Source organism: Paenibacillus xinjiangensis (genome assembly GCF_059686975.1).
In genome coordinates this window covers 230,002-250,572 of the sequence record NZ_JCAALS010000003.1, presented here as the reverse complement: position 1 = coordinate 250,572, position 20,571 = coordinate 230,002, and the positions used below count along the sequence as shown (strand labels likewise).

Genomic DNA, 20,571 nt, shown 5'->3' with positions numbered 1-20,571 from the left:
TTTTATATTACATATTAAATGACATAATGCTCTTTATCAATAGAAAACGTAAATATAAATCGCTTTACAAACTACTAATCTAGCATTACATGACATAACTATAACATTAAAATATTTTTCTCCTATCTCAAAATGAGAAATACCTATATACAAAAAAAGTCGATGCATGCCATTACGGCCTCATCGACTTTTCTTTATTCTCAACCTTCATTGTCGTTACTATTCTATTCACTATTTTCTCTCAGGCAGCGGTAAGAATAACATATTAATTGGCAGGTTGCTGCCCGATGCCGGGGTGAAGACGATCGTTACGGTCTCTTCCGTATCGCCAGTACGATACAACACACCTACATCATTCGCATTGCTGAGAATCGTGGTCGAAGTCGTATAGACCAGCTTATTATTAACGAGGAATGCCCCCCCATAATGTCCACCACGCGGGTTAATCGCAAGCATCGTGTTCGGCTGGACATGATACAATTTCAGGACATACAATGCGCCGTTATTGCCATCATTGGACATCACATCACCGTTCGTGACATCATAGCCGGACAACCGGGAGTCGACCACTTTATCCGCCAGAATCATACGTGATGCAGTCGTTCCGATGGTCTGCAGAACATTAATGCTGCGGTTTGCTTTCTCAAATGTTCCCCTTACATGCTTGCCATCACGCGGCAGCTGTTGCAAGCTCGGGAGCTCCTGCAGAACATCCTTATCCGCATCTACTACTACAATGCTGAATTTGATAGGCGCTGATGTCACCACATCGGCGTACATTGTTACTACTCTCGCCTCATTCAATTTCACATTGCTAAGCTGACTCAACACGACTCTGCTCTCGCCAGCCGGTATATTCGTAACCACATTAGCAGGGCTGCCGGTACGTGAGAACAAATAATTACCTACTGCTACTTTGCCTGTCTGCGATACGTATGGTGCAGGACCGCCTACTCCGACACGCTCCTCAGTAACCGAGGCTTCTGTAGCATTCTCATTCGTAGCTATCACATAGATACGAACAGGATTAACACGAGTATTCTGGTTATGAGTCAGAAACCGGACATTGCCATTTACTGTATCGGAATAGTATATCCCTTCATCTACGATATGCTCAGGACTATTACTGCGAATCAATGTCTGTTGACCTTGAATCGACAAGGAGTAAGGCTCAGTAGGCAGCTTCAGAACGCTAGCACCGTCAATCTGGAATTTATCGCCTACATCTGTGTAGAGCAGATCGAATTCTTCCTTCGAATAATAGGATTCATTCAGAATTGTAATCGTCTTCGAATACTCGCCTACAGCACCATGATTATCCGTCACCTTAAGTGTAATTGTCTGCTCGCCTGGCACGAAGAAGCCCTTGGCATTGTTCGTCCATTCCGTCTTCTTGATGTTATTTTCATCATCGGTGCTAAGATCATAATATTGAATGACCTCTCCCATGCGATACGTGGATTTATCGGTATTGAACATCGCTTGCGGCGGCAGGTTTGGCTGCTTAACCACAACATCCACAGAATAAGGATCACTCCATACGCCATTCGCATCTTGTACCCATCTTGTTACTGTATATGTACCTGGCTGATCAAAGGATAGAGCCTGTCCTTCCCAGCGTTCATCTATGATGGCTGCACCTGTTGGATGAGAGGATTGATCCACATACGTAACCTCGGTTTGTCCTGCAAATATGATAGTAGGATTAACCGCGAACTGCGCAATTGGTTTCACCGACCAAGAAAGTGTAATTTTCTTCTCGGCTGCATTCGATGTCATAGCCATATTCATTGGCTTAAGTAGAGTACGAAGTGGAATCATAAGACTTCCCTTCTGTACGAATGGAGCGCCTGTAATGGCCTGACTGCTTCCGTTAACCTTGTAGGAAGAACGATTCAGCGCATAATGCAGCTCCTGAGTGCCCAAGGTAATACGGTACTCTTTGCTTTTTGAATCATACGTCAGCTTGCCTTGAAGAAGGTCCACAATGGAACGAGCGGCTACATACGTTGTCCCTTTTTTCTCGGTTAAAGGCTGACTAGCTTTGAAGAGATTGCCATTGTAATACATTTGGTTGGTCTTCTGGATAAGAACGAGTTGTTCTTGACCGTTCCCTTGAGCTTGCGTCTGTATAGGAACAATCAGAGTACAGATGAACAGTGTGACTAGTGCGACTAAGCTGACTTTTTTAAACATTTGAATCTCCTTTTCTGAACGATAGCTTCTGTAGATAATAGTAACGACAAAAGTTTGGACGCAGAAATTTGGAAAAAGTTGCACCCAAACTTGTTTAATTCCGCTAGCCTAGATTTAATTTTAACTTCACACCTACATTGCTGCCTTGTTCTCCTGTTGTGACGCTTGATTCGTCTTGGGCAGAGCGAATCCGGTAAGCAATACAAGGATCGATAGAACCGTAAGAACGGTAAAGATCCGATGAAGGCTCCCCTCTAGTACATCTGCAACAATGATCTCTGTGCCGCCTGTATGAAGCATGAGACCGAATAGAGCAATTCCAATGGTCTGTCCTAGGGTACGGATGAAATTATTATTCGCAACTGCTGCCCCGCGAAGCTCCCAGTTGACCGCGGAAGTGACCGCGACTGTAAAGCTCGTGAGCGACAAGCCAAATGACAGTCCTGTAAGGAATGTATAGAGCATGAATAATATGATGGGTGTATCAGCTGTCATGAGCATGAAGCCGCTGCTGCCTATAATGAGGAAGACAGCGGCAATAAGCGATAGGCTTCTCATCCCAATCTTCGCAATCCAATTGCCTGCAAGGATCGATCCTAATGGCCAAGCTATAGACAGCGGAATCATCGCAAGACCCGAATAGGTTGCGCTCTCTCCGAATACGCCTTGAATCCAGAGCGGCAGATAGAAGATCGTACCTACATTGACCACACAGATGATGAAGCTAACGATATTCACCATGCTGATTAAGCGCATTCGGAACAGCTGAAGCGGTATGATGGGTTCAGGTGATCGGGATTCTATGAAGAAGAACAAGGCTAGGAAGACTACTGCAGCAGCGAAGAATAGCCCAATCGTTACTGGAGATTCGCCTGTTGCACCACTTTCATTATGCAGCAGGGTTATAGCGTATAAGAAACAGAACATTCCTACGGTGAAGGTCAGAATACCTGCATAATCGATATGATGCTTCTTCTTCTCATACGTTTCCTTCAATGAGCTCCACAGCATGGCAATCGCAATGATCCCAAACGGTACATTCATGTAAAAAATAGCTCGCCATGACACGTAGTCGACTAACAAACCGCCTACAAGTGGACCAGATATGCCTGCGATGCCCCATATGCTTGACATCCAGCCCTGCATCTTCGCACTTTGCTCATAGGGATACAAATCTGCAATTACCGTATTCGGGATTGTTGTCAGCGCTCCTGCACCTAATCCTTGAAGTGCGCGGAATAGAATAAGCTGCTCCATCGACTGGGCGAGCCCAGACAGCATGGATCCAAGAAGAAAAATGGTTGCTCCAATGACAAACATATTCTTCCTTCCGAATAAATCGGACAGCTTACCATAGATCGGAGTGGTTATAACGGTGGCAAGCAAATAAATGGATATGATCCAGCTGTATTGCTGGATGCCATTAAGCTCTTGCGTAATACTCGGCATAGCCGTACTTACGATCGTTCCTTCAATCGCAGCCAGAAACGTTGCCACGAACAAGGCAATCGTCACACTGCGTCTATTACTGCTGCTATTCATAGTTATTCCCTCTCCATCAGACATGTACTTACCATTTTATACCGCGACTTCTATTATCGTCTGAGGGAGGTTTAAGATCAATCCTTTTATATATAGAGTCAAGAAGTTTTCACTAATGAAGGTTTTAATGAATGTTTGAAACATTGCTCTCTTGCGATACGTAATAAATAATGCTGCCTTGCCTTCTCCTCCATTTGCCAGAACTCCTGATCCTTGAAGATCCGAATAAGCAGCTGCTCGGCTGCTTGTCCTGAAGCTTCTTCATCGCCAAGCAAATAGAGGCAAATGGTGTAGCTGATGGACTCATACGACCTTAATTTATTAACTCTAGCTTGAAATTCAGACATCCTAGCATAGCCGCCTTTCGATACACTTGATTCAATGAACTAATCGTAGTACAATCAACCCCTTAAGTGGTTACGAAAAAGTTAAAATCTAGTTAAAACCATCGCTATTGGTACGACTGTCAGCCATTTTTACTTTCCTTCGTTTCGGGAAGGTGGTACGATTATTTAGATGTCCATATGTATAAATCTCCGTATTAAGATAGGATGATACTTAGAATGGCTTATGATTTATTATTATCTATCATAGAAGAATTGGGCTACGCCGCTTTGTTCATTGTGTTATGTCTAGGCTTAATTGGTCTACCCATTCCGAATGAGGTCGTTATTATGACTGGCGGTGCTCTGGCGGCATCCGGCATCCTGTCCCCAGTACCCGCTTATACGATGACCTTTCTCGGAATCTGCTCAGCTATGACATTCAACTATTTCATTGGCAGATTCGCGGGCAGCCGATTGTTCGATTGGTTCATGAGAAAGAAAAATATTGAACGATTCGTTCTGAGAGCTCAGCGGTTGAACGACAAATACGGTGGCTTCGCGCTTGGAATCGGTCTTATCTTTCCTTTTCTCCGTCATGTGATGCCATTCGTGAATGGCACGAACAAAATGACATTCAAAAAATTTGTTTTATTCGCTTATCCTTCTGCGTTTGTCTGGACGCTCATCTACTTTATTATCGGTTCATTTGTCGGAGATAATGTGCAATTCATTGGTGATTTAATCTACCAATACGGCATGTATGCTGTCTATGTCATTATCGCTGCTATTGCAGGGTATATTTGCTGGTACTTCATCAAGGCACGCAGCAAGAAGAATGATGAGGCTCATAGAAATTTCTAAACGATACAAACACAAAAACCATTCCTTCATTGAAAAGGAATGGTTTTTGTGTTCTCACTTGTCTATTCGCGAACTAGCTTTTCTTTGGCTGCATTCACCAAATAATCGAACATCTCGTCATTTTCTTCAAGCATGTCCTCAACAGCGAGCAGCTGCTCCTCGTTGCCGGACTCATTCAAGAAGAATAGGCCATATCCCCATTCGGTCATTTTACGGCTATGCAGAGTAATCTCATATTGATTAGGCTGTCCTTCAATCTCGAAGGAGACCTTGCCTACGAATCCACTTTCTTTTGTGTAAGTCATTGAAGCATCCATTATCGTTATATTCATGTCGTCTTACTTCCTTCCGGCTGCGAATGCGGCTCTTTTCATTATACATCAACTAATCGTCATTTTAATTGTATCCGTATTACTTGTTTCGTCAACTACGGTTTTTCAAGAAACGCTTATTCCTCATGGTGCATACCCTACAGTACGGCAGCTGCCTATAGGGCAGTCCTGTGCATGTCAGGAGAGGGTGATTTTCTATGGAAATTCAATTGTCGGCTATACACTGGGTCTATTTGGCCTTCGTTGTAGCCATTATTGGATTTATGCTGATGCGACGAGATACGTCGCTTATTTGCATTGTTGGGATATTCGGCATCGGCTTGCTTGCAACAAGCTCACTAACCGGATCCGTCAGCGGTATTTTTAACAGCTTTATTTATGCGATCAAAGAATTGATTGGCACTATCCTCATTATATCCATTATTGTGGCCATGAGCCGCGTACTGATCCGAACGGGAATAAACGAAGTGATGCTATCGCCGTTCACCCTGTTCCTGCGTACGCCAACGCTTGCATTCTGGGGAATTGGCCTCATTATGATGGTCACCTCATGGTTTTTCTGGCCATCCCCTGCTGTTGCTCTAATTGGTGCGGTTCTCCTCCCCGTAGCTATTCGAGTCGGACTCCCTGCTCTAGGAGCAGCGATGGCAATGAATCTATTCGGACATGGGATTGCCTTATCCGGTGATTACATCATACAAGGAGCGCCCAAATTGACCGCTGATGCAGCTGGGCTGCCTGTGAGTGAAGTTATGCAGGCTAGTGTCCCTCTCGTCATTGTGATGGGTGTAGTAACGACTGTAGTTGCCTTCTGGTATATGCGCAGGGATATGCGTACAGGCAAATGGAAGGATGGACTCATCGCTCAAGAGGATACGCTTACGACCGATTCCTCTAAGCCGATAGGCTCGTCCTCGGATCTTCATATCTTGTCCTATTCTACAAAAGTGTTTCTTGCAATCATTATACCTCTATTATTCGCAGCAGATGTCATCGCCATGTTTCAATTCAATCTTCAAGGCGGAGATGCTACAGCCTTAATCGGTGGAACTGCTGTATTCATCCTGCTGTTGATTACTATGCTTGCTCATAGAGACAAAGGCTTGGAGCAAACAACAAGCTATATTATAGAAGGTTTTCTATTCGGCTTCAAAGTATTCGGACCGGTTATTCCCATTGCAGCGTTCTTCTATCTTGGAGATTCTGGCTTTATCGCGATGTTCGGTGAGACGCTGCCAGCCGGCTCTCATGGAATCGTCAACGACCTTGGTGTCGCGCTTGCCAATCATGTTCCTGTAAATGGTGCCGTAGGCTCCGTTACCTTGACCGCGGTAGGAGCAGTAACAGGCTTAGATGGATCTGGCTTTTCCGGCATATCGCTTGCTGGCTCCATTGCACAGCTGTTCGCAGGCGCTATAGGTGCCGGACTCGCTACGCTCACCGCCTTAGGCCAAGTAGCCGCCATCTGGGTAGGTGGAGGAACCTTAGTGCCGTGGGCTCTTATCCCCGCTGCGGCAATCTGTGGCGTCAGCCCGTTCGAGCTTGCCCGCCGCAATCTCAAGCCTGTTATTATTGGTCTGACCGTAACAACCATTGTTGCAATGTTCCTTATTTAATAATTCTTTCTGCGATGACGTAGCCAGAGCAGGAGAGCTGCAACAACTAGGAGGATTAAGCTGGCCATGCTCAGTGCCATACCGCTCGTGCCCTTGTTCACAGCAGGAGCTTGAAGAGGCGGCGGTATAGATCCTCCACCCAGTAAGCTTAAGTCTGAATCTGCATGTGCAAGCATGGCCGTTCTCCCGCACTTGCCTGTCTTAAGCTTGCCGTCACTCGCGTTCGCATAGACCAAATATTCTTGGCCTTGCTCGAATGGATACCCGCAGCTCTCACTACTCATAGCTGTATGAATCGTTAATTGCTGAGTAACATGTCCTTTCCATACCTCTTGGACCTCGAACGCAACCTCAATCGGGCTATCCGATTGCCCTAGAATAGAGAAGCCCTTCTCTTTCACAGAAATAGCTCTGCCTGCAAATACCGTATCCGCATGCTTCAAGTGCTCTGACATTTCCAGATCAGCTACACATGAACATGCTTGTACAGCTCTTGGCTCAATCAAGCCTATTACACCAATAATAATCGCCCACGTAAGTACAATTGCCACTCTAGCCCATTTAGTCATACCTATAGACATCCCCCTTTTTCTATATAGATATAAGACGCAGGAATTTACCAAATTGTTTCAAATCATATCCTTTTAACCATTTATAATGATGCCTTTGAAAGCCACAACCTCCAGCTCCCGCTGTTTGCGGAACTGGAGGTTGTGTGCGATTACCTCTACTATTGTCGTGCTTGTGCTACCTTAACTTCGCTATCCGCGATAACCTCCGCCTTAGAAGGCCAGAAGGCTGCTTTGCCCAGCAATGTAGTAATAGCCGGAACGAGGAACGGTCTTACAATAAAGGTATCCATTAGTACACCAATAGCTGTGATGATACCGAATTGGACAAGCACCTGAATTGGCAGTGTACCAAGAACAGCGAATGTTGCAGCTAAAATAAGACCCGCTGACGTAATTACTCCGCCTGTTTCGGTTACCCCCTCTTTGATCGCTTGCTTCAGAGGCATCGTCTTACGTTTCTTCCAAATGCTCGAAATCATGAATATGTTGTAATCCTCACCTAGTGCAACAAGGAATACGAAGGAATAGAGCGGTATTGCCCCTTGAATCGCATCTGCTCCCATCCCGTAGTGAAGAATGATCCAGCCTAATCCCATCGCGGAACCGAATGAAAGCACAACTGTTCCGATCAGATATATGGTAGCTGTAACGGAACGTAAATAGAGCAGCAGAACGATACTAATAAGTCCGATAACGAGTGGAATAATAACACTGTTATCACGGTCTGTTAAGATCTGAGAATCATGCTGAGTAGCCGTCTGACCCCCTACCCATACTTTCGTATCCACCTGCTCAATGCCAGCAGCGCTTAAAGCTGCCTCTACCTCGTCATGCAGGACAGGTATGGTATCCATAGCCTCCTGTGAATAGGGATTCGTGCTCAGGATAATCTCAACCGATTGCAGATTAGGATCAGAATCGCTTGCTACCGGCTCCGTTACCGAATCGACTAGTGGCACTTTAGACAATACAGCCTCTAGATCTATTGCTTTACCTTCCGTTTGTGTAACGACTGTAATCGGCGCCAGCTCACCAGGAGTGAACGATTCCGAGATAACATCGAAGCCTTCTCTTGAAGGCATATCCTTAGGGAATGAAGACAACAGATCATAGGTAAACTTCACTTGTGTAGAGAAGCCCGCCAGGGACCCTAGCACCACGATGCAGACGATTACGACCGTCCATGGCTTCGCAATTACGATCTGACCAATCGCAGAACCGAATTTGCTCGGTTTGTTGCGGCTGCGGAATGGCTTGCCCTTGGCAAGTGCATGTTTCTTCTCCATCTCATCTGTACGAGGGATGAATGGGAAGAATGAGGTTCTACCCATAATAGCGAGAAGAGCTGGGACGAGCGTCAAGCTCGCTATGCCCATAATAAAGATCGATAAGCTGAAGGGTATAGCGAAGCGTTGATAAGCACCATATTTGGCAGCTAACAGAGCAATGAGTGCCAATACAACTGTAAATCCACTCATCGCAATTGCGCCTGATGCATCCTTGAATGCCCGTTTGAGTGCAAGAAGCTTATTCTCCTCACGCTGCAGCTCTTGTCTATAGTGCGAAATGATGAAGAGGCAGTAGTCCGTCCCAGCACCGAACAACAATACCGTCATAATTGATATCGCTTGCGCATCCACTGTAATCCAGCCTTCGCTAGCCAGCCAGCCTAGAATCGGGCTAGTCACAATATAGGCGAAGCCTACTCCTACCAAGGGGATGATAGCTAATATCGGTGAACGGTATATAATAAGCAGCAGTACCAGTACCAATAACACCGTAGCGATCAACAGCGATACGTCAGCACCCTCGAACAATCCTGTTGCATCAACGGAGATTCCGACTGGACCGCTTATTCGAATGCTAAGCTCATCTGAGCCGCTTATTGGAGCAGTGAATGGATCTGAAGAGCCTGTCTCTGCTTGTACGATCTTCTGAATTTCCTCCAGATTATGCTTGAGCACCTCACCATCAGCCTGCTCATCAAACGTTATCGGCTGAATAAGCGTCGTTGCATCCTCAGATGCGAATTGTTTCAACGCAGGTGCTGGCATTTCATGAAGTGGAATAACAGCTTCCTGTGCTTCCAACGGATTATCGCTGAGCGCTTTGGAAGTCTGTTGAATGAGTGCATAATCTGCGTCAGTAAGACCGCCATCTCTATGCCATACAACTAATGCTGGAATCCCTGTATCATTAGGGAACTTTTCTTTCATTATTTGATCTGCCAATACGGAAGGACTATCAGCTTCCAGGTTAGGTGCACTGTTGTTCTCATGATCACCTACAGCTGGCAGTGCTACCGTCAGTACGACGGCCAGAACGATCCATACAATCACTGTAACCCAGCGACCACGGCGTCCAGCAACGATATTGCCCAATTTCTCTATCAAAACACCCATCCTCCATTCCATTCTTCGTCTATTTCGTATAAAATGAATAAGTCCACTGGTATATTATATATACCGGAAGGTTAATTAATCAACTACTCTTTTATTACAAATTAATGAACAAGGGGAATCGGAATCATGAATGAACCGCAGAAACGTAAACCCGGCCGTCCCAAAGCAGCGGAGAAAGTACAAACGATGGATCAAATACTAAGAATTGCTTCCTATCAATTCATGGAGCAAGGGTTCGAGAAAGTTTCCCTCGAAGGTGTCGCCAAAGCTTGTGGCATTACGAAAGCAAGTGTGTATTACTATTATGCGAATAAAGCCGAGCTGTTCACAGCATCCCTTGTGTTCGTTCTATCCATTGCCTATCAGAGCACCAAGAAGATCATTCTTGGTCCAGGCAGTCTTCGTGAAAGATTGCTTATTGTCGCAGAACGTCATATGGCCAATGCTCACATTGATTTCGAGACGATGATGCGCGAAGCCTCAGAAGGCTTAAATGAAGAGCAAATTACTCGAATTAGACAAGCGGAGAATGCCTTGCATGTGTTACTTGCAGAGGTCTTCCAAGAGGCTATGGACAACAACGAAATCAAATCACATAATCCGATGCTGCTCGCTCATGCTTACACGGCTGTTCTAACGGTACGCAACCGTAAAGATATCATCAACGATAAGCAATCTTTGAGGCAAACGGCTGAGGAGATTATCGACCTATTGTGGAATGGACTTGATTCCTTAGAATCCACAAAAGCCTAATAATAAAAGACCCTCTTATCAGCTAAGAGAGTCTTCTTGTTCTAGCTCTATCGATTACAAAATGATAAGTGCAAATACGGCTGCCAGAGCGAACCGATAATATGCGAACCAAGATAAGCGCAGCTTTTTGATCAGATTAAGAAAGGTAACAATGGCTATCGTAGCCACGATGAATGCTGCAAGCAAGCCTACTAGAAATAAAGGCAAATCTGCCATCGTTAGAAACTCGCGGCTCTTGATAAGATCAATCCCGCTTGCCCCTGCCATGATGGGTACAGATACGAGAAAAGTAAATTCTGCAGCTGCCTTCTGGCTGGTACCGAAGAACATCCCTCCCGATATTGTGGAGCCCGAGCGTGAAAAACCCGGCCATAAAGCCAATATCTGGAATAACCCAATAGCAAATGCTTGCTTATATGTAATATCATCCAGCTCTTCAGCCGTTATCTTCCGCTTGATCCTGTCTGCAACAATCATTAAAATACCGCCGGCAACAAGACCAATCAGCACGGTGGCTGAGCTGAACAAATAATCCTTAATCACACCATGCAGTACAACCCCGAATACTCCAGCAGGAATTAACGCAAGCAGAATATGCAGAGCGTTCAGTCCTCCAGACTTCAGGTTGAAATTCAACAGATTCACGAATCTCTTCCTATACAGCATCAGAACGGCCAGCACTGCACCGAATTGGATAACGACTTCGAACGTCTTCGCTCGCTCATCCGTGAAGTTCAACAGATCAGCCGTAAGGATCAAATGGCCTGTTGACGATACGGGCAGAAACTCCGTTAACCCCTCTACGATGCCCATTATAATGGCATTAATTAAATCACTCATAAGTACGCGTCCTCTCTCTTTCCTGGCTATGAATAAGGCCGATTTAACTTATTTATCATATCATATGAGGACTACCTAGTCCTCAGTTGTTTGTCCCTATTTTTCGACAGCCATATGCGACAAAAGAAGCCGTCCCCAACTAGGAAACGGCTCTCCTTCCCCTCGATAACCCATCATACAATCATCATAATTGGACACTTATTTCAATTTTTCTAATGCGATGATCGTCTTTCTCCCGGATAATAAAGGTCAGCTCCTGGAAGCTCCATGACTCTCCCACTTGCAGCTCAGCATTCTGATTATAGAGCCATCCTCCGATGGAATCTACATCACTGCTCTCCAGGTGGCTGCCTGTGGCCGCGTTCACCTCACTGATCAGGGCTTTGCCATTGACCATAAACCGATTGTCACCGATAGCCTCAATTTCCTTCACTTCATCTGAATCGAATTCATCACGAATTTCTCCAACAATCTCCTCGATAATATCCTCAATGGTTATGAGCCCTGATGTACCGCCATATTCATCCAGCAATATAGCAATATGAACTCTTTCCTGCTGCATCTTCCGAAGCAGCTTCTTGATGGGAATGATTTCTGAGACAGACATAACCGGCTGCAGCAGATGACTGACATCGGTATCCGGGTTATTGAAATAATTCATGAAAAATTGCTTCGTGTTAATAATGCCGATAATATGATCCTTGCTGCCTTTTGCAACAGGGAACCTGGTGTACTGCTCCCTGCGGATAGTAGCAATATTCTCTTCCTTGCTCTTATCGATATATAAGCAGACCATATCCGTGCGCGGAACCATAATCTCTCGGCCCAATCGTTCATCAAATTCGAATATTCGATTCACGTAGCTTAGCTCGCTTTGATTGATTTTGCCGCTCTCGAAGCTCTCCGTCATAATGTGCCGGATTTCCTCTTCGGAGTGTGCCTCATGCTCGCCTGTAGGCTTGAAGCCCAGCAATCGAATTAATGCATTGGCGGAACCATTCAATAACCAAATAAACGGATACATAATTCTGTTGAACCAGATAATAAGCGGAGCAGTGAATAGACTGACCTCTTCTGCTTTTATAATCGCTAATGTTTTGGGAGCCAGCTCCCCGAGCACCACATGCAGATAGGTCACAATAACGAAGGATAAAATGAATGAAATGACATTCACAATATTACCTTCCAGATGGAAGCGTTCGAACAGCGGATGTAGAATTTCATGCACCGTCGGTTCGCCAAGCCATCCAAGCCCGAGAGCCGTAATTGTAATTCCTAATTGGCAAGCAGATAGATAGCCGTCCAGGTGCTGAATAACATTTTCTACTGCCTTCGCGTTCTTAACACCTTCAGTCACCATTTGATTAACACGGCTGGCACGTAGACGAACGACCGCGAATTCCGTTGCGACGAAAAAAGCCGAGAATACAAGCAGCACAGCGAATAACGCCAGTTTTAGAACCATGGGGAGTTGTCTCCTTCTTCATCGTTGAATTCCCCCTATTGTCTCCACTGTGCGCAGAATGAATCAAACAAAATATGTTCTAATATCCAACTTCAACCGATGCATTCACAATATAAATAAGATCATTCTTATCCTCTTTGTCAGGTAGTACGACACCGCTCGTAGTCAGCATACCGCCATCCATCACTTCAACTGTTACCGTACCGTAAGGCAGCACCTTCTTAATCTGTTCCACCTCTAACAATTCCTTGTCGCATGGAACCGCCAGCTTTACATGCACTTTCATATTGTCAAGGGAGCCTCCAGGCAGGACGGAGCGCAGCCCAGGCATAGAATTATGATGAATGGCATTCTGAACAGCCCTTACCGCTGCCTTCGTCACGTTCTGTCCATGCAGGTCACAGCCCATTCCAATCTCAATAAAAAACAGATGATCCATCTCTATACACTCCTCATTTCACTTAGCATTACCAAGGAACATCATCATCTTGCGAAGATTCTAATGGTAAAATAGCGGGTGGCTCTTCCTTCCTATTCGTTCCAATTGTGGGCAGCAGCTCTTCTAGATCAGGTGGCTGCAGCAGCTCAACTGGTGACATTCCCTTATCGAATTGGAAGGAATCACCTTCAATAACGACAACATATCTGCCATTATGCTTGGCAAAATGCAACGACGCTCCAAACTCCGCCAACAGTCCTTTGATCGTTATACTATCGAGCTTGAAGGTGAATGGCAGGTCCGGCTTCTGCTCAACAAGAGCTGCCGATGCGGTTGTTACCTGCTCATGTGTCCAATATTCCTGAAGCTCACGCTTCTCGCTGGCAGCCCATACCTCTATCGCATTCTCTTCTTCACGGCGCTCGCTGCTCTCAGGAGCATCCTGCCATTTGTCCTCCATATATTGCTGCACCATATCGAGAATCTGCTCGCCCATAACCTCAGGCAGCGGCTTCTCATACGAGACGAATTTCAAGAAATCCTCGAAATATCGCGCATGTGAGGCTTGATGGATTTTGAGCTCCCAGTGATCAAGCATCCCCTCTTCCGGCATATGAGGATATTGAATCGACTTGATGCTTCGAGCGCTGATTGCCATCTCCACCTGAGAGATCAAATTTCTCTCATCCGAAATCCGGGCGATTTTGGGCTCGAAGTCGCATTTCATTAGGAACAGGAATGGCTCATCGAAGAAGGTATTGAGCTTCACACGCGCAATAATAAACGCTCCACCCCTCACCGCGCTCGTGTCCATATAAATATGTACAAGCTCATCGGCAATGCCTATGTAGCGTTCTTTGCTGTCCGCTTCGCGGAGCCTCTGGAACAGGTTATAGTTCTGATTGCTCGACAGCTCATAGCCAGGCTCCACCATGAAACGTCCGATTTTGGTCGGTGCATTCTCCGTATTCGGGTTGCGCTCCACCTTCCTCTTCACGATCCGGGTAAATTCACCATCGAGAAATCGTTTAATTTCACTGTCTTCATAATCGCTCTCATCGAGAGTCTGATAATGCTTGTACCGCTTCGCTGATGCGTTATCCTCACCATCAGTCACGATAACAAAGAAAGATAAATATTCCATCATAAAATCCACGATTATTGTCCTCCGTCTTCATAAGCGGCTGCTTGATAACTATAATTCGGCTTCAATTCGACGTCAGTATAGCTGCGATGCCACACGGCTGTTGTCGCTGGTGACATCGGAGGAATCAGCCATGACCACCTTGCGTTCACTTCCCGCCCAATCTCTTTCTCCTGCTTCTCGAACCGTATGAATTGCTCTGCGGCAGTGTGGTGATCAACAATGCTTACACCATGCTTTTTGTATGAATGTATAACGGCTACGTTAAGCTCTACAAGCGCTCGATCCTTCCATAGCGTCGTATTACTCGTCATATCCAGCCCCATAAGCTTAGCCAGCCTAGGCAGCTGATTGTAGCGATCCGTATCAGCCAAATTCCGCGCTCCAATCTCTGTACCCATGTACCATCCGTTAAATGGAGCTGCTGTGTAGTGTATGCCGCCAATCTCCAGCTTCATATCCGATATGAAGGGAACAGCATACCATTGTAGTCCAAGCTTACTAAAATTGTCGATATTCGGATGAGTCAGTTCAACCTCTAATACTGCATCCTCAGGCAGCTCATACCATCTTGGGGCATGGTTCTTCACCTGTATAACGAGGGGCAGCACATCGAACGCTGTTCCTTGTCCCCGCCAGCCTAATTGCATACAAGCCTCTGTAAAAGCAATGGACGCAGGATCTCCAATAACTCCTTGCTCAGTAGGATAGCCTGCATATCGAACTAATTGATGGTTCCATATCCGAATACGCTGTTCTCCCCTCTCAGGAGAGAATATCGTAATGGCAGGTCGAATCTTGCCTCCGTTCGTCGCATAGTTAATATGATAAAATATAGCGGCAGCGATATCATCCTCCGAGCTGATATGGCGAGCGTCGAATACTTCTAGCGATTGCCAGAATAGACGGCCAATACAACGATTACTATTCCGCCAAGCCATCTTCGCACCATGCTTCAATTCGTCAAAGGTATGCTCATAATAGCCATCATTGTCGATAGAATGCTTCAGAGCATCCAATCGCTCTAGTCGCTCAGTTTCTGACTTCCCCATCTCTTCATAGCATAATGTGATGAAATGCTCTGCTTCTCTATATAATTGCTCCTCTATAGCAATCATGATGCCCCTACTCTCCAAGTACTTCAAGCTTTTGCATTGCTCTTCTTTTACGATACAGCATTTTGGCTGCTTCTGCCACATCGTTCAGCATTCCTCGATTAATAACTGCTCCGAACAGCATGCCTGCAACCGGTATTAGCTGAAAAAGCTTCTTCCACCCAAAATTGTCTCGATAAACGGCGACAACCTCCTGCCAGCCTTTTAATTGAGCGATCATTTGCTGATTGCGGTCGTCACTTCCGTAGGATTCTAGATCTTCCAGTATCGCTTTTTTACCGACAATATCGGATGAAGCGAACTGCATGACTTTGACGGTAAATATGCGTTCTTCCTTCAACTTCGGATCATAGCCATACGATAGGGCTATTTCTTGAATGACTTTAAGAGAAAGCCCAAGAATGGCAGGAATATCTACGGCAAGCGTTAGAAAACCGCCAAAGCCAGTCGTTGCACCTTGAACAGTAGCTATTGCAGATCTACTGGATGATAATTGGTCTGCCGTTTCGTCCATAACGGATAGCGGAATTATTGCACTGTCTTGTAACATAAGAAGCCCTAGACCTGACTGAGTCCTCAAACCAGAAGCGACAGCATTCCGCTCAAGACGTTCCAGCACATTTTTCTCCGAGACTAGATATTGCCCGCCATTCTGAATATAACTTCCAATCTCTTCAACCGCTTGTCCAAGCTTCTGCCCAATAAACTTCGGTGTCAGCTTATCGAGCAGCATGAACGGGAGTCTGCCAAGCTTCTCCCAGAACCATATATCCTTCTGACTCTTCTCCCATGTCGCGATCTCCACTAGAACCGCTTCGAGCTGCTGCTTCGTATCTTCCTGATGTGTTAATGTCACCACTCTGACCCCCTTTGTTTCTCAGTTATACGATGAATGGAGCGCTTTGGATGCAAGCATCATGCTTTCTTAATGCCTATTGTTCCTCAAGGATTAAATTACCCATACACAAGTAAGGGAAAGCTTTAGATCGACCTGAGGAGCGAAGAGAGTTGGATGGATTCTGGAGAAGCGAAAGCATTCGCCTTTGCCCATGGATTTTTGTTTAGAAGAAATCCAGGGGCAACAGCGATCGTAAATACCATCCACTTTCGCAGCGTAATCAGGACATCAGTTAAGTCTTTCCCCTACAAAAAACTCCGAACAGCGTTAGCCGTCCGGAGTCACAAGGGATTATGCCTCTTTGCGGCGTCCCACTATTAGAAGCACGGTAATGAGTATGAATGCCGTTAGAGCCATTAGAGGAATCGTAATGAAGCCCAGCCAATTCAAATAATCGAAGTTGCACGGAATTCCCGAACGGCAAGGGACCACCTCGCCTAGCTTAGGGAACCAAATCTCCACATTATGGTATAAAGAGATCAGCAGCCCAATTATATTGACCGGAAGCAGATAGCTGATTATCCGACGATCCCCGCGATAGCATGCGATACCGAGCAGAATCACTTGCGGATACATGAATATACGCTGATACCAGCATAGATCACAAGGGATGAACCCTTGTACCTCGCTGAAATACAAGCTTCCACCAGTTGCAGCCAATGATACAAGCCATGCTAAATACAAGCTGTAACGCTGAATCCATGATTCGTTGGATTCATAGGATTCCTTCGTATCGGTTGTCGTCGTCAATGGATACTTACCCCTCGTCTATCGCTTTATCAATTGCTGATTTGATGCTGTTGTAATCCAGCTGGCCTGAATACTTCTTGCCATTGATGAACAATGTAGGAGTACCCTGCACATTCAACGGACGGACAAGTGATTCATCCTTGTCCACTTGTTTTTGATACGTCTTGTTGTCGATATCCGATCTTAACAGCTCATAGTCTACAGGAAGGTTCGCATCCTTAGCCAATTGAACCAAATAATCCGGAGTCGCCCATTCTATCCGCTCATCTTGTTGGTTATCGTAGAGAAGCTTATAATAATCCCAGAAAGCTTCGCTATTCTGATGATGAACTGATTCAGCAGCCAGTGCAGCCGTTGTGGAATCGTCACCAATAAACGCATAGTTTACGAAATAAAATGAAGCCTTGCCTGTCTCAATATAATCTTTGTCGATCTGTGGTTTAATGTTCTGAGCAAAATATTGACAGGTTGGACATTTGTAATCGCCGAATTCGACGATCTTAACCGGAGCATCAGCACTTCCGAGCATCGGCAGCTCATTATAGTCAAAGTCGGCAGGCTTTGACTGGTTGTTAATGCCGAGCAGGATTACGGCAATTACCGCAACAATAGCCAGAGTAAGAATGATAAGCGATTTGTTGGAACTCGCAGCTTTTACCGGTTGATTCCGGTGCTGCTGCTTTTTCTTGGGTTTAGCCAATGATTCTCAAATCCTTCCATAGGTATTTAAAGCGTCTTGTAGCCAGTCTAGTTACAAGACGCTTTAAAGTCAAGATGTTGATTGGACTTGTCTTAATACTGTCAAATTTACGAGAAATTAATATTTGTTAATCGGATATTAGAGAAGTAATCGCTTCGCGGTGCAGCAGCTTCAACTTGTGGAGTGCACGCGTACAGCCTACGTACAGCAGCTTCGCATCATGCTCGGTATATGCCTCTTCACCCGCATCCGCAATCAGAACAGCGTCGAATTCAAGCCCTTTGGACAAATACGCCGGGACGACAGATAGACCACCGCCGTATTCTGGCTGCTTGCTCTGAACGAGCGACGGCTCCAAGCCTTCTGCCTTCATATAGTCATAAATTTCGAGACACTGCTGCGCAGTTCTGCCGATTACTGAGATTGTCTGATAATGTCCTTCGCCTTGCCATGTCCGCACAGAATCCACGATATGCTGCAGCCACTCTGCTGAGTGAACCTGTTCTACCTCTACGGGGTCGCCGCTACGGAATACTGGCACTGCTGCCTTCACCCCAGTGCCCATAGCCCCCAATATACGGTTGGCGAATTCGATAATCTCCATCGTTGAGCGGTAGCTTCGATTAAGCTCGAAGTAACCAACAAGCTCCTCATCGAATAGGTCAGTAAGCTCGTTCCAGTCTTGAATACCTGCATAAGCATGAATGCCTTGCTGCAAATCGCCAAGCACCGTCATTGATGGTGTTGTCTGACATAATCGCAGCGCCTCCAGCTGGAATGGCGAATAATCCTGAGCCTCATCAATCACGATGTGATCATAGGAGGACAATTTCATACCGTATAGCCGCAAGTGAATATAGACAAGAGGTGCCAAGTCCTCTCCCTCAGCAGCTCCGCTCTTCAACCTCGCCGCGGTCGCTGCAGCCATTGCCTTCGGAACCTCGGCTGCTGCTTGCTTGCCTTGGAATAACGTAGCATACAGCTGAAGAGCTGTGTAAGCTGGAATCTTTTTCGAGTAAGAATTAAGCTTGGCCGCAGCCTTGGCACGTAATTTCTTATCCACTACGTTGCGTGCTTTCAGCTCCGATTCGAACCATCTGCGTATACGGCTAACGAGGCGATCCCGCTTCTTCATTAACGGCACATCACCGTAATCTGTGTTGTACCACTCCAGCATCTTCTCCGGCTGCAATAGGAGTCCAGGCAGTGGTTCGAATGGTAATACTGGCACCACCTGCTGCTCAATCTCTGCAATACGTCTGTCTACAATAGCCTTGAAGGCTAATGAGCCTTTCAGGCGCCCAGAGGAATGAGCCATTTCATCTGCTGTCCGGTGCTGCTCGAACCAATACGTTAACGTGTCTGCTGAACTGCCTAGAGCAATTTCATGCTCCAGCAGCTCAAGTGCCCAGTCAACGAACGTCGTCTGCCCAATGTCACCAACGCCAAGCTCTGGAAGAACACCCGAAATATACTCAAGAAACATTCGGTTCGGTGCAAAAATAATCATTCGCTCCGCTCTCATCCGGTCAGCATACTGATACAGTAGAAATGCTAGTCGATGAAGGGCTACCGTCGTCTTACCGCTTCCTGCTACTCCCTGTATGAACAGCGCTTTATTCCGTTCCGAACGGATAATCTGATCCTGCTCATTCTGAATCGTAGAGACAATATCACGAAGACGATTGTCCTTATTCTCACCCAATCTATAGAGCAAGAATTCATCGGTAACGGAATCTTCCTCTTGGCCGCGAGTGAAGCTGTCAACCATACGGACAAGCTCACCCTGTCTGACCATCAAATTACGCTTGAGATGAACATAACCTTCAATTTCACCGTCTGGAGATTCATACACGGCAGGGGCATCCCCCCCTGTGAAGGAATAGAATAGGCTGGATACAGGTGCACGCCAATCAATGACAATAAGCTCATTGCTGCCTTGCTTAGAAACCCCTGCCTTGCCGATGTAGAGTGGTTTGCTTGCCCCTGAGGGAAGCTCTTGAAAATCGATCCGTCCGAAGTAAGGCTCTCGGAATGCGATCTCCAATCGCTGCTTGCGCTCTTCACGCTGCAGATCGAGCATCTGCTCCGTGAAGTCATTGCCCGTATAACGCGGGCCAATCCCACTCAGTTGAGCAGTGATTTCTTCGAGCGAGCCTGCTAGCCGCTCCTTCTCTTCTTGTAAGGCACTTTGAACCGTCATGTCAGTTACCTCCTAAGAACATGGATTGAAAAAAACGAATAATCAATATACCACAAGACGAAATATATAATCAATTACCATTCATAATAGAATCCAGATTGATCCCATACATATTCAGCAGGAATGACAGGAGAACGAGATTCAGTACGAAGAGAAGCGGCAATCCGATAACGAATGACCGATGCTTTGTTTTGTGGCGCCATACCTTCATTCCGATCCATCCACCCAAAGCTCCTCCTATTGCGCTCATGGTGAATAATCGTTTCTCCGGAATCCGCCTCTGCTTCTGCTTGGCATATTGCTTGTCCAGGCCCATTAACACAAAGGTATACATATTAATAATAAACAGATAAATAAGGAGCAGCTTGATAGCAATTCCCTCCCCTTCTATAGATTTATTCGACGTAATTGCTACTT

At 45.8% G+C, this 20,571-nt stretch carries 19 protein-coding genes; 3 read left to right on the top strand and 16 right to left on the bottom strand.

The window, feature by feature from the left end; genetic code table 11:
• Positions 1 to 231: 231 nt before the first annotated feature.
• The 3 genes from AC6ESP_RS05135 to AC6ESP_RS05125 form a co-directional block, all read right to left on the bottom strand.
• On the bottom strand, positions 232 to 2,196 hold the full coding sequence (locus AC6ESP_RS05135) for a stalk domain-containing protein (RefSeq protein WP_497095599.1): 1,965 nt from the start codon (positions 2,194 to 2,196) through the stop codon (positions 232 to 234).
• Between the two features lie 132 nt (positions 2,197 to 2,328).
• Positions 2,329 to 3,738 (bottom strand): MDR family MFS transporter, encoded by a 1,410-nt coding sequence (locus AC6ESP_RS05130; protein WP_497095598.1) that lies wholly within the window; start codon positions 3,736 to 3,738, stop codon positions 2,329 to 2,331.
• A gap of 98 nt (positions 3,739 to 3,836) precedes the next feature.
• Positions 3,837 to 4,085, bottom strand: coding sequence for a hypothetical protein (locus tag AC6ESP_RS05125; RefSeq protein WP_497095597.1), 249 nt, complete (start codon positions 4,083 to 4,085; stop codon positions 3,837 to 3,839).
• A gap of 216 nt (positions 4,086 to 4,301) precedes the next feature.
• Here AC6ESP_RS05125 and AC6ESP_RS05120 point away from each other — a divergent pair, with 216 nt between their 5' ends.
• Positions 4,302 to 4,925 carry a DedA family protein gene (locus tag AC6ESP_RS05120; protein WP_497095596.1) on the top strand — a complete coding sequence of 208 codons (624 nt, stop codon included), beginning with the start codon at positions 4,302 to 4,304 and terminating at the stop codon, positions 4,923 to 4,925.
• A 62-nt stretch (positions 4,926 to 4,987) separates the two neighbouring features.
• Here the strand turns inward: AC6ESP_RS05120 and AC6ESP_RS05115 are convergent, their stop codons facing one another.
• Entirely contained in the window at positions 4,988 to 5,257 is a 270-nt protein-coding gene (locus AC6ESP_RS05115) for a hypothetical protein (protein WP_497095595.1), read from the bottom strand.
• Positions 5,258 to 5,454: 197 nt separating this feature from the next.
• Here AC6ESP_RS05115 and AC6ESP_RS05110 point away from each other — a divergent pair, with 197 nt between their 5' ends.
• Positions 5,455 to 6,873, top strand: a complete 1,419-nt coding sequence (locus AC6ESP_RS05110; RefSeq protein ID WP_497095594.1) for a hypothetical protein — start codon at positions 5,455 to 5,457, stop codon at positions 6,871 to 6,873.
• Here the strand turns inward: AC6ESP_RS05110 and AC6ESP_RS05105 are convergent.
• Positions 6,870 to 7,442 carry a hypothetical protein gene (locus tag AC6ESP_RS05105; RefSeq protein WP_497095593.1) on the bottom strand — a complete coding sequence of 191 codons (573 nt, stop codon included), beginning with the start codon at positions 7,440 to 7,442 and terminating at the stop codon, positions 6,870 to 6,872. The two genes, AC6ESP_RS05110 and AC6ESP_RS05105, sit on opposite strands and share 4 nt — an antisense overlap.
• 161 nt (positions 7,443 to 7,603) lie before the next feature.
• Positions 7,604 to 9,847 carry an MMPL family transporter gene (locus tag AC6ESP_RS05100; protein ID WP_497095592.1) on the bottom strand — a complete coding sequence of 748 codons (2,244 nt, stop codon included), beginning with the start codon at positions 9,845 to 9,847 and terminating at the stop codon, positions 7,604 to 7,606.
• Positions 9,848 to 9,973: 126 nt separating this feature from the next.
• On the opposite strand from AC6ESP_RS05100, the gene AC6ESP_RS05095 reads away from it, so the two are divergent.
• Positions 9,974 to 10,600 carry a TetR/AcrR family transcriptional regulator gene (locus AC6ESP_RS05095; protein WP_497095591.1) on the top strand — a complete coding sequence of 209 codons (627 nt, stop codon included), beginning with the start codon at positions 9,974 to 9,976 and terminating at the stop codon, positions 10,598 to 10,600.
• A gap of 54 nt (positions 10,601 to 10,654) precedes the next feature.
• Here AC6ESP_RS05095 and AC6ESP_RS05090 read toward each other — a convergent pair whose 3' ends face one another.
• From AC6ESP_RS05090 to AC6ESP_RS05045, 10 genes are all read right to left on the bottom strand, one after another.
• Positions 10,655 to 11,440, bottom strand: a complete 786-nt coding sequence (locus AC6ESP_RS05090; protein WP_497095590.1) for an undecaprenyl-diphosphate phosphatase — start codon at positions 11,438 to 11,440, stop codon at positions 10,655 to 10,657.
• Between the two features lie 184 nt (positions 11,441 to 11,624).
• Positions 11,625 to 12,905 carry a hemolysin family protein gene (locus AC6ESP_RS05085; RefSeq protein WP_497095589.1) on the bottom strand — a complete coding sequence of 427 codons (1,281 nt, stop codon included), beginning with the start codon at positions 12,903 to 12,905 and terminating at the stop codon, positions 11,625 to 11,627.
• Positions 12,906 to 12,984: 79 nt separating this feature from the next.
• Positions 12,985 to 13,344: a Lin0512 family protein gene (locus tag AC6ESP_RS05080; protein WP_497095588.1), complete on the bottom strand. Its 360-nt coding sequence runs from the start codon at positions 13,342 to 13,344 to the stop codon at positions 12,985 to 12,987.
• A 28-nt stretch (positions 13,345 to 13,372) separates the two neighbouring features.
• Positions 13,373 to 14,500 carry a DUF3900 domain-containing protein gene (locus AC6ESP_RS05075; protein ID WP_497095587.1) on the bottom strand — a complete coding sequence of 376 codons (1,128 nt, stop codon included), beginning with the start codon at positions 14,498 to 14,500 and terminating at the stop codon, positions 13,373 to 13,375.
• Between the two features lie 2 nt (positions 14,501 to 14,502).
• Complete coding sequence (locus tag AC6ESP_RS05070) at positions 14,503 to 15,606, bottom strand: nitric oxide synthase oxygenase (protein WP_497095586.1); 1,104 nt, start codon at positions 15,604 to 15,606, stop codon at positions 14,503 to 14,505.
• Between the two features lie 7 nt (positions 15,607 to 15,613).
• Positions 15,614 to 16,459, bottom strand: coding sequence for an EcsC family protein (locus AC6ESP_RS05065; protein WP_497095585.1), 846 nt, complete (start codon positions 16,457 to 16,459; stop codon positions 15,614 to 15,616).
• A gap of 333 nt (positions 16,460 to 16,792) precedes the next feature.
• Positions 16,793 to 17,251 (bottom strand): disulfide oxidoreductase, encoded by a 459-nt coding sequence (locus tag AC6ESP_RS05060; protein ID WP_497095584.1) that lies wholly within the window; start codon positions 17,249 to 17,251, stop codon positions 16,793 to 16,795.
• A gap of 7 nt (positions 17,252 to 17,258) precedes the next feature.
• Positions 17,259 to 17,951 (bottom strand): DsbA family protein, encoded by a 693-nt coding sequence (locus AC6ESP_RS05055; protein WP_497095583.1) that lies wholly within the window; start codon positions 17,949 to 17,951, stop codon positions 17,259 to 17,261.
• A 127-nt stretch (positions 17,952 to 18,078) separates the two neighbouring features.
• A complete protein-coding gene (locus tag AC6ESP_RS05050; protein WP_497095582.1) occupies positions 18,079 to 20,154 on the bottom strand; it encodes a HelD family protein in 2,076 nt (691 codons plus the stop codon).
• 70 nt (positions 20,155 to 20,224) lie between these two features.
• Positions 20,225 to 20,488, bottom strand: coding sequence for a DUF1294 domain-containing protein (locus tag AC6ESP_RS05045; protein WP_497095581.1), 264 nt, complete (start codon positions 20,486 to 20,488; stop codon positions 20,225 to 20,227).
• Between the last annotated feature and the right edge of the window lie 83 nt (positions 20,489 to 20,571).

Excerpts from the sequence above, each read along its gene's own strand:
- AC6ESP_RS05135 (WP_497095599.1), bottom strand. The coding sequence starts at position 2,196 with ATGTTTAAAAAAGTCAGCTTAGTCGCACTAGTCACACTGTTCATCTGT.
- AC6ESP_RS05130 (WP_497095598.1), bottom strand. The coding sequence starts at position 3,738 with ATGAATAGCAGCAGTAATAGACGCAGTGTGACGATTGCCTTGTTCGTG.
- AC6ESP_RS05125 (WP_497095597.1), bottom strand. The coding sequence starts at position 4,085 with ATGTCTGAATTTCAAGCTAGAGTTAATAAATTAAGGTCGTATGAGTCC.
- AC6ESP_RS05120 (WP_497095596.1), top strand. The coding sequence starts at position 4,302 with ATGGCTTATGATTTATTATTATCTATCATAGAAGAATTGGGCTACGCC.
- AC6ESP_RS05115 (WP_497095595.1), bottom strand. The coding sequence starts at position 5,257 with ATGAATATAACGATAATGGATGCTTCAATGACTTACACAAAAGAAAGT.
- AC6ESP_RS05110 (WP_497095594.1), top strand. The coding sequence starts at position 5,455 with ATGGAAATTCAATTGTCGGCTATACACTGGGTCTATTTGGCCTTCGTT.
- AC6ESP_RS05105 (WP_497095593.1), bottom strand. The coding sequence starts at position 7,442 with ATGACTAAATGGGCTAGAGTGGCAATTGTACTTACGTGGGCGATTATT.
- AC6ESP_RS05100 (WP_497095592.1), bottom strand. The coding sequence starts at position 9,847 with ATGGGTGTTTTGATAGAGAAATTGGGCAATATCGTTGCTGGACGCCGT.
- AC6ESP_RS05095 (WP_497095591.1), top strand. The coding sequence starts at position 9,974 with ATGAATGAACCGCAGAAACGTAAACCCGGCCGTCCCAAAGCAGCGGAG.
- AC6ESP_RS05090 (WP_497095590.1), bottom strand. The coding sequence starts at position 11,440 with ATGAGTGATTTAATTAATGCCATTATAATGGGCATCGTAGAGGGGTTA.
- AC6ESP_RS05085 (WP_497095589.1), bottom strand. The coding sequence starts at position 12,905 with ATGGTTCTAAAACTGGCGTTATTCGCTGTGCTGCTTGTATTCTCGGCT.
- AC6ESP_RS05080 (WP_497095588.1), bottom strand. The coding sequence starts at position 13,344 with ATGGATCATCTGTTTTTTATTGAGATTGGAATGGGCTGTGACCTGCAT.
- AC6ESP_RS05070 (WP_497095586.1), bottom strand. The coding sequence starts at position 15,606 with ATGATTGCTATAGAGGAGCAATTATATAGAGAAGCAGAGCATTTCATC.
- AC6ESP_RS05050 (WP_497095582.1), bottom strand. The coding sequence starts at position 20,154 with ATGACGGTTCAAAGTGCCTTACAAGAAGAGAAGGAGCGGCTAGCAGGC.
- AC6ESP_RS05045 (WP_497095581.1), bottom strand. The coding sequence starts at position 20,488 with ATGTATACCTTTGTGTTAATGGGCCTGGACAAGCAATATGCCAAGCAG.